Raw genomic sequence first — 11,558 nt, forward strand, 5'->3', positions numbered from 1 at the left:
ACAGAAATGCGCTGAACGTTCACGCAGTGTGCGGTAGTGATAGGACAGGAATTCCCACTGCCGGTGTGCGAGGGAATTCGAATCAGGACGAGCGGCCGAATTCCGGTGCCGATCCGGGTCGTTGAGAATGTGACGTTCCCCACGTTTACGGCCCTCGACAGGGTGGGCGGCATGTGCAGCCCGCCCGTTTTCACCGTGCCCCGGCGTGCCTTTGTGTCCCGATTGATGGGAACCTGCACGAAACCTTCCCATCGTGGGTTTCCGGTCCGTCCGCACCCGATTCCGCTGCGTGATGGGGGCTCAACTCCGGTGGCTGCCAACCCTCGTGCCGGTGCCGACTAATCTCATCGCGAGGACCATCGCCCCTACCCCCGTGATCCGCTGCGACACCCCTGCATGCCGGGTACACGGACCTGAACAGCTTCTGGAGAAACTCGAGCATGAACCGCAAGACTTTGGTGCTGCCTGCCGTGGTCGGCCTGCTCGCGCCCGTGCTCGCCGCTTGTGGTGGTTCCGACAGTGGCAGCAGCGGTGGGGACGCGATCGTCGTCGGTACGACGGACCAGTTCACCGCCACCAAGGCCGCCCCTGCGCCGCTCGACCCGGCGTACGCGTACGACGTGGGCACCTGGAACATCCTGCGCCAGACCGTGCAGACCCTGATGATCCAGCCGCGCGGCGAGGGCGACCCCGTGCCCGAGGCCGCCGAGAGCTGCGGCTTCACCGACTCCGGCAACGAGCGCTACGCCTGCAGGCTGCGGGAGGGCCTGAAGTTCGCCAACGGCGACGCCATCACCGCGCAGGACGTCAAGTACTCCATCGACCGCGTGCGCACCATCAACGCCGAGGGCGGCCCGGTCGGCCTGCTCTCCACCATCGACACGGTCGAGGCCAAGGGCGACCGCGACGTGATCTTCCACCTGAAGACCGCCGACGCCACCTTCCCGTACAAGCTGTCGACCCCGGTCGCCGGCATCGTCAACCCCGACGACTACGAGAAGAACAAGCTGCGCGACGGCTTCGACGTCGACGGCTCCGGTCCGTACACCCTCTCCAGCGAGGTCAAGGACGACGCGCTCGTGAAGGCCACGTTCACCAAGAACCCCAACTACAAGGGGACGCTCAAGGTGAACAACTCCAAGGCGGAGATGGTCTCCTTCGCGGACGCCGACGCGATGGGCAAGGCGCTCGACAAGGGTGACATCGACGTCATGACCCGCAGCATGTCGCCGGAGCAGATCCAGAAGCTCTCCAACGACTCGGACACCAGCGTCGACCTCGTCGAGATGGCCGGCCTCGAGATCCGCTACCTCGCCTTCAACACCAACGCCCCGAGCGTGAAGACGAAGGCCGTCCGCCAGGCGATGGCCCAGCTGATCAACCGCGGCGAGCTCGTCTCCAAGGTCTACGGCACCCAGGCCGAGCCGCTGTTCTCGCTGGTCCCGGCGAGCATCACCGGCCACTCCAACTCGTTCTTCAACAAGTACGGCGACCCGAGCACCACCAAGGCCAAGGCCACGCTGGAAGCCGCCAACATCACCACTCCGGTGAAGCTGACGCTGCACTACACGACCGACCACTACGGCTCGGCCACCAAGAAGGAATTCCAGATCCTTCAGAAGCAGCTCAACAGCAGCGGCCTGTTCGACGTCAGCATCCAGGGCTCGCTCTGGAAGGACTACATCCCGGCCGAGCGCAAGGGCGACTACGACGTCTGGGGCATGGGCTGGTTCCCCGACTTCCCCGACGCCGACAACTACCTGGCGCCGTTCCTCGACAAGGACAACTTCCTCAAGCTGCCGTACCACAACAACAAGATCATCAACGACCTCATCCCGGCGTCCCGCCGTGAGGCCGACCGCATCGCCGCATCCCCCGACCTGACGCAGATCCAGGACGACGTCGCCAGTGACGTGCCGATCCTGCCGCTGTGGCAGGGCAAGCAGTACGTGGCCGCCCGCGACGACGTCACGGGCACCGCGTACGCTCTCAACTCCTCCTCGACTCTTCAGTTGTGGGAGCTCAGCCGTGGAGTGAGCGGCTGACAAGATCCCCGGGGCCCCAGGGACGGCGGCCCCGGGATTCCTGATACCGACGAGAAGGCAATGTGCCGTGAAGATGCGCAACCAGTGGCCGGTCCTGCCCGTAGTGGCAGGGCTGGCCTCCGGGCTTTTGACGGGCTGTGGAGCCGACAGCGGCGATTCCGGAGGAACCGGATCCTCCGTCGTCATGGGAATGTCGGACGACGTCCTGGCCACCGACCCCGCCTCCGGATACGACCCGGGGTCCTGGCTGCTGTTCAACAACGTCTTCCAGTCCCTGCTCAGCTTTCCCAACGGCGGGACCGAGCCCGAGCCGGAGGCGGCCGAGTCGTGCGGCTTCAGCGACACCTCGGCCAAGGTCTACAAGTGCACGCTCAAGGACGGCCTGCACTTCAGCAACGGTGACAAGCTCACCTCGGAGGACGTCAAGTTCTCCTTCGACCGCATGCTGAAGATCAACGACGCCGCCGGTCCGGCGATCATGTTCCCCATGCTGGACAAGGTGGAGACGCCGGACGAGAAGACCGTCGTCTTCCGGCTGAAGGTCCCCGACGCCACCTTCCCCAGCAAGATCGCCTCCGGTGCGGGCTCGATCGTCGACCACACCCAGTACGACGGCGACAAGCTGCGCAAGGACGGCAAGGCGGTCGGCTCCGGCCCGTACAAGCTGGACTCCTTCGACAAGAAGGAGGCCGTCTTCTCGGTCAACAAGAGCTACAAGGGCACCGCCAAGGTCAAGAACTCCGGCGTGACGCTGAAGTTCTTCCACGGCGACCAGAACGCCCTGAAGAAGGCGCTCCAGGACGACAAGGTCGACATCGCCTACCGCGGTCTGACCGCGGGCGCCATCGCCGACCTGCAGAACGCCAACAACAACTCCAAGGTCGAGGTCGTCGAGGGCAGCAGCGCCGAGGTCCAGCACCTGGTCTTCAACATGAAGGACCCGGTCGCCGGAAAGCTCGGCGTCCGCAAGGCGATCGCCTATCTGATCGACCGCGACGCTCTGATCAAGGACGTCTACGAGGGCACGGCCACCCCGCTGTACTCGATCATCCCGGCGGGCATCGGCGGCCACAACACCGCCTTCTTCGACACCTACGGCGCCAGCCCCTCCCCGGCCAAGGCCGCCGCCGCGCTCAAGGCCGACGGCATCACCGGCAAGGTGAAGCTGACCCTGTGGTCCACCCCGTCCCGCTACGGCCCGGCCACCGACGAGGAACTGAAGGCGATCGCCAAGCAGCTCAACGCCAGCGGTCTGTTCGACGCCGACGTGAAGTCCGTGGCCTTCGACCAGTACGAGAAGGACATCGCCGCGGGCAAGTACGGCGTGTACGTGAAGGGCTGGGTGCCGGACTACCCGGACGCCGACAACTTCACGGCCCCGTTCTTCGGCAAGGGCAACGTGCTGAGCAACAACTACAGCAACAGCACCATCACCGGCACGCTCATCCCGCGCACCGCCGCCCAGAGCGACCGCGCCGCGACCGACAACGACTACGACCGGCTGCAGGACATCGTCGCCGACCAGCTGCCGGTCCTGCCGGTCTGGCAGGCCAAGCAGTACGCGGTGACCCGCGAGAACGTCTACGGCCTCGAATACTGCCTGGACGCCTCGACGGTGTTCCGCTTCTGGGAGCTCAGCAAGGACTGAGCGGCCCTACGCACGGAAGAAGGGCGCCCCCTCGCGGGGGACGCCCTTCTTCCGTCACTGCCACGAGGGCTCACTGCGCGCCGGGACGCACCAGCCCGCTCTCGTACGCGTACACCGCGGCCTGCACGCGGTCGCGTAGCCCCAGCTTGGTCAGCACATGGCCGACGTGCGTCTTCACCGTGGTCTCGCTGACGAAGAGATCGGCCGCGATCTCGGCGTTGGACAGCCCGCGGGCCACCAGCTTCAGCACCTCCACCTCGCGGTCGGTGAGGGTGTGCAGCGTGTCGGGGACCGGCTCGTCACCCGAGGGCAGATGCGTGGCGTACTTGTCGAGCAGCCGCCGGGTGATGCTCGGCGCGAGCATGGCCTCGCCGCCGGCCACCACACGGATCGCCTGCACCAGCTCGTTGGCCGGCGCGTCCTTGAGGAGAAAGCCGCTGGCGCCCGCGCGCAGCGCCTCCACCACGTACTCGTCGAGGTCGAAGGTGGTCAGCACGAGCACCTTGGCCGGGCCGTCCCGCCCGGGCCCGGTGATCTGCCGGGTCGCCTCCACCCCGTCCATGCGGGGCATACGGATGTCCATCAGGACCACGTCGGGCTGCAGAGCCCGCACCTGGTCGAGAGCCTGGAGGCCGTCTCCGGCCTCGCCGACGACCGCGATGTCCTGCTCGGCCTCCAGGATCATCCGGAAGCCGGTACGCAGCAGCGGCTGGTCGTCGACCAGTAGGACGCGGATGGCCACGTAAGTCTCCTTCGCTAGTCCGGCCCCATTCTGCCCTGCGTGCGGTCACCGGACTCGGCCGCCCTCACGGGCAGCGGATACGGCGGGGGAGTGCCGCCGAATTCCGGGCAGTGCGCCTGGTGGTCGCACCAGCCGCACAGCTTGGTGGGGCGCGGGCGCCAGTCCCCGGACTCCGTCGCCTGCCGGATCGCGTCCCACAGCGCGAGCAGCTTGCGCTCGACGCGCTCCAGGTCGGCGAGGACGGGGTCGTACGTCAGGACGTCGCCGCTGCCGAGGTACACCAGCTGCAGCCGCCGCGGGACGACGTGCTTCAGCCGCCACACCACCAGGGCGTAGAACTTCATCTGGAACAGCGCGCCCTCCGCGTACTCCGGGCGGGGCGCCTTGCCCGTCTTGTAGTCGACGATCCGGACCTCGCCCGTGGGTGCCACGTCGACCCGGTCGATGATGCCGCGCAGCGTGAGCCCCGAGTCCAGCTCGGCCTCGACCCACAACTCGCGCTCGGCGGGCTCCAGCCGGGTCGGATCCTCCAGCGTGAACCAGCGCTCGACGAGCTGCTCCGCCTCGCCCAGCCAGCGGGCCAGCCGCTCGCCCTCGGGGTCGTCCGCGAAGAGCTCCAGGACCTCCGGCCTGCTCTCCCGCAGCCGGTCCCACTGCGCGGGGATCAGGGACTTGGCCCGCGGCGCGGTCCGCTCCGCCGCCGGCGCGTCGAAGAGCCGCTCCAGCACGGCGTGCACCAGCGTGCCTCGGGTCGCCGCCTCGCTCGGCTTCTCGGGCAGCCGGTCGATCACACGGAAGCGGTACAGCAGCGGGCACTGCATGAAGTCGCTCGCGCGCGAGGGAGACAGGCTTGCGGGCACTATGGCCACCGGCGCGCCGCCGCCCACCACCCCGGCCGCACCCCCGGCCACCGCCCGCACGCCCGCAACGCCCTCCGCCGCCACCACCGGCTCGACCGGCGCGACGGGGGCGCCGGTCGCCGTCGGCTGGACTGGCGTGACGGGTTCGGCGGTCGCCGTCGGCTGGACCGGCATGACCGGCTCCACGGTCGTCACCGGCTCGACCGCCGTCACCGGCTCGCCGGTCGTCACGGCCTCCGTCGTAGTCGCCGGATCCACAGATACCGGCGAATCCCCCTGTGCCGCACCGCTGCCGCCGGCCTCGGCCGCACCCTCCGCGCTCGTCTCCATGTCCCAGACCTTACGGCCCGCCACTGACAGTGACCCAGCCACGGTCGTGACGGGCGCGACGCCCGGGAAAACTGAGGGGGTGCCGGGGCGGAACACGCCGCGACGGCCGCATACCATCGACCCCAGACCCTTCCGCCCGGCAGGCGCGGAAGACGCTTCGAACGAGGGGACATCGTGGACGAGAGCGGCGGGAGCGGGCAGCCGCGGTCCGGCACCGACGAGCCGGCCGAGCACCACGCAGGGCCTACGGCCCCGGCCGCCCCCTCACCCACCCCGGCCGACGAACGGCCCGCCGAGACCACCGAGGGGGAGAACGGCGCCGACGCCCGGGAGGACCACCGGCCGGGCACCGACACCGGCGCGGGCGCCGCACACGACGCCGCGGGCAACGACACCACGGACCAGCGCCCCGGGGACGACCACCCCGCGGCTCACTCCGGCGAACGCACCCTCGCCCACTCCGGCACCGGCAACCGCCCACCCCGGCGCCCCGAATCCCCCCGAGGCGGCCTGCTCATGGGCCGCCCCTTCGGCGTACCGGTCTATGTGGCGCCCAGCTGGTTCCTCGTCGCCGCCCTGATCACCTGGGTGTTCGGCGGCCAGCTCGACCGCGTACTGCCGGAACTGGGCGCAGCCCGCTACCTCGTCTCCCTCTTCTTCGCGGTCGCCTTCTACGCCTCCGTCCTCATCCACGAACTCGCCCACACGGTCGCGGCCCTGCGCTTCAAGCTCCCCGTACGCCGCATCCAGCTCCAGTTCTTCGGCGGCGTCTCCGAGATCGAGAAGGAGGCCGAGACCCCCGGCAGGGAGTTCGTGCTGGCCTTCGTCGGCCCCCTGCTCTCCCTCGTCCTCGCCGGCCTCTTCTACGTCGCCATGCAGCCCGTCGAACCCGGCACGGTCCCCGGCGTCCTGCTGGCCGGCCTGATGATCTCCAACCTCATCGTGGCCGCCTTCAACCTCCTGCCCGGCCTGCCCCTGGACGGCGGCCGCATGCTGCGCGCGGTGGTCTGGAAGATCACCGGCAAGCCCATGAGCGGCACCATCGCGGCCGCCTGGGTCGGCCGCGCCCTCGCCGTCTCCGTCCTGGTCGGCCTCCCGCTGCTCACCCAGTCCGGCGCCCTCGGCTCCACCGCCGAGGACAGCGTCGGCATGGACACCGTCACCGACGCCCTGCTGGCCGCCATCCTCGCCGCGATCATCTGGACCGGCGCCGGCAACAGCCTGCGCATGGCCCGGCTCAGGGAGCACCTGCCGGAACTGCGCGCCCGCAACCTCACCCGTCGCGCCGTCCCGGTCGAGACCGACACCCCGCTGTCCGAGGCCCTGCGCCGTGCCAACGCCGCCGGGGCCCGCGCCCTCGTCGTCGTCGACCCCGACGGCACCCCCATCTCCCTGGTGCGCGAGGCCGCCATCGTCGGCGTACCCGAACACCGCCGCCCCTGGGTCGCCGTCAGCGGCCTCGCCCAGGACCTCACCGACGGCATGCGCGTCTCCGCCGAACTCGCGGGCGAGGACCTCCTCGACGTCCTGCGCGCCACCCCCGCCACCGAGTACCTGGTGGTCGAGGAGACCGGCGAGATCTACGGCGTCCTGTCCGCCGCGGACGTGGAGCGCGCCTTCGTGAAGGCCATGGCCCGCCCCTCCTAGTGCTCGCTCCGGTGGTCGGCGGCCCCGGCAAACCCCGGTAGGCTGTTCACATGTCCGAACCGACCGGTGCCGCCCGCAGGCGCGGGCCCTTCAAGGTCGGGGACCAGGTTCAGCTGACCGACCCCAAGGGCCGCCACTACACGTTCACGCTCGAAGCCGGGAAGAACTTCCACACCCACAAGGGCTCCTTCCCGCACGACGAACTGATCGGCGCTCCCGAGGGCAGCGTTGTCCGCACCACCGGTAACGTCGCCTACCTCGCGCTGCGCCCCCTGCTCCCCGACTACGTCCTGTCCATGCCCCGCGGGGCCGCCGTCGTCTACCCGAAGGACGCGGGACAGATCCTCTCCTTCGCCGACATCTTCCCCGGCGCGCGCGTCGTGGAGGCGGGCGTGGGCTCCGGCTCGCTCAGCAGCTTCCTGCTGCGCGCCATCGGCGACCAGGGCATGCTGCACAGCTACGAGCGGCGCGAGGACTTCGCGGAGATCGCCCAGCAGAATGTGCAGCGCTACTTCGGCGGCCCGCACCCCGCCTGGCAGCTCACCGTCGGCGACCTCCAGGACAATCTGTCCGACACCGACGTCGACCGCGTCATCCTCGACATGCTCGCCCCCTGGGAGTGCCTGGAGGCCGTCTCCAAGGCACTCGTCCCCGGTGGCATCCTGTGCTGCTACGTGGCCACGACCACCCAGCTCGCCCGCACCGTGGAGTCCATCCGCGAGATCGGCTGCTTCAACGAGCCGACTTCCTGGGAGACGATGATCCGCAACTGGCACGTGGAGGGCCTCGCCGTCCGCCCCGACCACCGGATGATCGGCCACACCGGCTTCCTGCTCACCGCCCGCCGCCTCGCCGACGGCGTCGAACCCCCCATGCGCCGCCGCCGCCCCGCCAAGGGCGCCTACGGCGAGGACTACTCGGGCCCCAACGCCGACGGAGGCTCCGGCCGCTAGGGCGGTCCGTGCCGCGACAACGTACGGGCGCTGCCGCAGAGTTCCCCGACCCCCACCGGAACTCGACCGCAGCGCCTTTGCGTTGACATGCCGTAACAAACAGCACAATCCCGGCAGGAAGCGCCGAGGAACCGAACACCCCGCCGTTCCGCCTCACTGTGACGTGTGGCACGATGCAGCCACCCCCACCGGCACAGCCCTCACAGGAGACACTCCTCGTGCAGCAATCCGCCGTTCCGGAACTGGCACACACGCACACCCGGCCCATCCACTGGGTCGCCACCGCCACGGCCGTCTCGGGCGTGATGGCCCTCTCCTCGCTCCTGCAGCCCAACTCGGCGACCGCGGCCCAGCCGGCCCACACCGGGACCAAGGCGGCCCACGCGGCGCCCGCGCCCTCCGTCGAGGGCGTCGACTTCCCGCTCACCTGCGGCCCGGTGAAGGCCGTCGTGCAGAAGAAGGCCACCGGGGATCTCGACGGCGACGGCAACCCCGAGACGGTGGCCGTGGTGCACTGCGACGCCCCCATGGGCACCCCGCCCGACGGCATCTACGTCGTCACGCGCGCGTCCGACGGCAAACCCCGCGTCGTCGCCACCCTGGTCGACCCGAAGTCGGGGGACACGGTGAGTGACTTCGCGGTGCGCGACAAAGCGGTCGTCGCCACCCTGCTCGGCTACTCGTCGAACGACGTGCCCCGGTGCTGCCCGGACGTCACCGACAGCGCGAAGTGGCAGTGGAAGAACGGCGCGTTCGTGCGCTCGACATCCGCCCAAGCGCACAGCGTCTGACCGCGCGAGCGCCGTATGGGACAGCCGTGTGAGATATCAGACAGCGTGACGGACAGTGGCTATCCGGTCACTCCGCGTCCGGACCGTACACCTCGACCCTGTCCGAAACCCGCCGCACATGGATGCACTCGCCGGGACACTCCCGGGCCGAGTCCACCACATCCGTGAGAAGCGGCAGGGGCACGGGCGTTGTGGCACCTCTGTCCTGCAGCAGCACGTCGTCCGAGCCCTTCACGTACGCCAGCCCGTCGATGTCCAACTCGAACACCTCGGGCGCGTACTGGGCACAGATGCCGTCGCCGGTACACAGGTCCTGATCGATCCAGACCTCGAGCACCTCGCCGCCGGACCCGGCCTCCTGCTGCACGCTCATGTCTCCTGCCGATGACAAGTCGAGCCGGCGGGAATCCGGCCAGCTCTGACGGGTGTTGAACACTTCGACCCTACCCGGGTCAGCTTTCCAATCTTGTTGGGTGGGTATTCCCCTGGCGTGAGGGAGAGCGCAAGGGTGAAGATCGGACACACCCCGACCGTCTTTGTGATCTAGGGGTTTCAATCGACACCCACCCAGGTAGGGTCTGGAAGCGTCCAGCTCCCCTTGGAGGAGGTGAGGACCGTGGCAGCCCACGACGACGACATGAACCGCGGCATCCGCCCAGGACGCGGGTCCGACGACCCGGCCGGGCAGATTGCCTACCTTGAGCAGGAGATCGCCGTCCTGCGACGCAAGCTCGCCGACTCGCCGCGGCACACGAGGATTCTCGAAGAGCGGATCGTCGAGCTTCAGACAAACCTGGCCGGCGTCTCCGCCCAGAACGAGCGACTGGCCAACACGCTCCGTGAGGCCCGCGACCAGATCGTGGCCCTCAAGGAAGAGGTCGACCGGCTTGCACAGCCGCCCGCCGGATTCGGCGTCTTCCTGCAAGCCATCGAGGACGGCACGGCCGACATCTTCACCGGGGGCCGCAAGCTCCGGGTGAACGTCAGCCCCAGCGTCGACCTCGACGAGCTCCGGCGCGGCCAGGAAGTGATGCTCAACGAAGCACTCAACGTGGTCGAGGCCATGGAGTTCGAGCGCGCCGGCGACATCGTCACCCTCAAGGAGATCCTCGAGGACGGCGAACGCGCCCTGGTGCTCGGGCACACCGACGAGGAGCGGGTGGTGCGGCTCGCCGAGCCGCTGCTGGACGTGAACATCCGCCCCGGTGACGCCCTGCTGCTCGAACCCCGCTCCGGCTATGTCTACGAGATCATTCCGAAGAGCGAGGTCGAGGAACTCGTCCTCGAAGAGGTGCCCGACATCGGCTACGAGCAGATCGGCGGTCTGGGCGGCCAGATCGAGGCGATCCGCGACGCGGTCGAGCTCCCCTATCTCTACCCGGACCTGTTCAAGGAGCACGAACTGCGCCCGCCCAAGGGCGTCCTGCTCTACGGGCCGCCCGGATGCGGCAAGACGCTCATCGCCAAGGCCGTCGCCAACTCGCTGGCCAAGAAGGTCGCCGAGGTCACCGGCCAGGCCGCCGGCAAGAGCTTCTTCCTCAACATCAAGGGCCCCGAACTCCTCAACAAGTACGTCGGCGAGACCGAGCGGCAGATCCGCCTGGTCTTCCAGCGCGCACGTGAGAAGGCGAGCGAGGGCACGCCCGTCATCGTCTTCTTCGACGAGATGGAGTCCCTCTTCCGCACCCGCGGCTCCGGTGTCAGCTCGGACGTGGAGAACACCATCGTCCCGCAGCTGCTCGCCGAGATCGACGGCGTCGAGGGCCTGCAGAACGTGGTCGTGATCGGCGCCTCCAACCGCGAGGACATGATCGACCCCGCCATCCTGCGCCCCGGCCGCCTGGACGTGAAGATCAAGATCGAGCGTCCCGACGCCGAGGCCGCCAAGGACATCTTCGGCAAGTACCTCACCGAGCGCCTCCCGCTGCACAGCGACGACCTGAGCGAGCACGGCGGCGACAAGGCGGCGACCGTCGAGAGCATGATCCAGACGGCCGTCGAGCAGATGTACGCGGAGTCCGAGGAGAACCGCTTCCTGGAGGTCACCTACGCCAACGGCGACAAGGAAGTCCTCTACTTCAAGGACTTCAACTCCGGCGCCATGATCGAGAACATCGTCGGCCGCGCCAAGAAGATGGCGATCAAGGACTTCCTCGAGGCCAAGCAGAAGGGCCTGCGCGTCTCCCACCTCCTCCAGGCCTGCGTGGACGAGTTCAAGGAGAACGAGGACCTGCCCAACACCACCAACCCGGACGACTGGGCCCGTATCTCCGGAAAGAAGGGCGAACGGATCGTCTACATCCGTACCCTCATCACCGGAAAGCAGGGCGCCGACACCGGACGCTCCATCGACACGGTGGCGAACACCGGTCAGTACCTGTAAAAAACAGGGCGGCTGCGGGTGCCCTCACCGGGTACCCGCAGCCGACTGTTTTTCAGGCCACGGCTGGAGCAAGGCAATGACGCAAATGATCTCCCCACCAGCGCAAAGCCGTTCTAGGCTCTTCGGTACCGCCGAGTCGCGCAGTGCGGGGACGGGCAC

9 protein-coding genes are annotated in these 11,558 nt (G+C 68.7%); 6 read left to right on the top strand and 3 right to left on the bottom strand.

Going from position 1 to position 11,558, the window contains the following annotated elements; translation table 11 throughout:
• Positions 1-440: 440 nt before the first annotated feature.
• Positions 441-2,045: an ABC transporter substrate-binding protein gene (locus MQN93_RS28845; RefSeq protein WP_016434402.1), complete on the top strand. Its 1,605-nt coding sequence runs from the start codon at positions 441-443 to the stop codon at positions 2,043-2,045.
• A gap of 67 nt (positions 2,046-2,112) precedes the next feature.
• Entirely contained in the window at positions 2,113-3,693 is a 1,581-nt protein-coding gene (locus MQN93_RS28850) for an ABC transporter substrate-binding protein (protein WP_016434401.1), read from the top strand.
• A gap of 70 nt (positions 3,694-3,763) precedes the next feature.
• Here MQN93_RS28850 and MQN93_RS28855 read toward each other — a convergent pair whose 3' ends face one another.
• Both MQN93_RS28855 and MQN93_RS28860 read right to left on the bottom strand, forming a co-directional pair.
• Positions 3,764-4,435: a response regulator gene (locus MQN93_RS28855; protein WP_016434400.1), complete on the bottom strand. Its 672-nt coding sequence runs from the start codon at positions 4,433-4,435 to the stop codon at positions 3,764-3,766.
• A 14-nt stretch (positions 4,436-4,449) separates the two neighbouring features.
• Positions 4,450-5,469 (bottom strand): RecB family exonuclease, encoded by a 1,020-nt coding sequence (locus tag MQN93_RS28860; protein WP_372504476.1) that lies wholly within the window; start codon positions 5,467-5,469, stop codon positions 4,450-4,452.
• 330 nt (positions 5,470-5,799) lie between these two features.
• On the opposite strand from MQN93_RS28860, the gene MQN93_RS28865 reads away from it, so the two are divergent.
• From MQN93_RS28865 to MQN93_RS28875, 3 genes are all read left to right on the top strand, one after another.
• Positions 5,800-7,272 carry a site-2 protease family protein gene (locus tag MQN93_RS28865; RefSeq protein WP_242711868.1) on the top strand — a complete coding sequence of 491 codons (1,473 nt, stop codon included), beginning with the start codon at positions 5,800-5,802 and terminating at the stop codon, positions 7,270-7,272.
• Between the two features lie 50 nt (positions 7,273-7,322).
• Positions 7,323-8,225, top strand: coding sequence for a tRNA (adenine-N1)-methyltransferase (locus MQN93_RS28870; protein ID WP_016434397.1), 903 nt, complete (start codon positions 7,323-7,325; stop codon positions 8,223-8,225).
• Positions 8,226-8,443: 218 nt separating this feature from the next.
• On the top strand, positions 8,444-9,016 hold the full coding sequence (locus MQN93_RS28875; protein ID WP_242711869.1) for a hypothetical protein: 573 nt from the start codon (positions 8,444-8,446) through the stop codon (positions 9,014-9,016).
• 67 nt (positions 9,017-9,083) lie between these two features.
• On the opposite strand, the gene MQN93_RS28880 is transcribed toward MQN93_RS28875, so the two are convergent.
• On the bottom strand, positions 9,084-9,389 hold the full coding sequence (locus MQN93_RS28880) for a ferredoxin (protein WP_242711870.1): 306 nt from the start codon (positions 9,387-9,389) through the stop codon (positions 9,084-9,086).
• Between the two features lie 243 nt (positions 9,390-9,632).
• On the opposite strand from MQN93_RS28880, the gene arc reads away from it, so the two are divergent.
• Positions 9,633-11,399, top strand: coding sequence for a proteasome ATPase (gene arc, locus MQN93_RS28885; RefSeq protein WP_016434394.1), 1,767 nt, complete (start codon positions 9,633-9,635; stop codon positions 11,397-11,399).
• The last annotated feature ends 159 nt before the right edge of the window (positions 11,400-11,558 follow it).

Source organism: Streptomyces spinosisporus, from assembly GCF_022698145.1.
GTDB classification, from domain to species: domain Bacteria; phylum Actinomycetota; class Actinomycetes; order Streptomycetales; family Streptomycetaceae; genus Streptomyces; species Streptomyces spinosisporus.

Bases quoted from the DNA above. Each gene is read 5' to 3' on its own strand.
- MQN93_RS28845 (WP_016434402.1), top strand. From the start codon at position 441: ATGAACCGCAAGACTTTGGTGCTGCCTGCCGTGGTCGGCCTGCTCGCG.
- MQN93_RS28860 (WP_372504476.1), bottom strand. From the start codon at position 5,469: ATGCCGGTCCAGCCGACGGCGACCGCCGAACCCGTCACGCCAGTCCAG.
- MQN93_RS28870 (WP_016434397.1), top strand. From the start codon at position 7,323: ATGTCCGAACCGACCGGTGCCGCCCGCAGGCGCGGGCCCTTCAAGGTC.
- MQN93_RS28880 (WP_242711870.1), bottom strand. From the start codon at position 9,389: ATGAGCGTGCAGCAGGAGGCCGGGTCCGGCGGCGAGGTGCTCGAGGTC.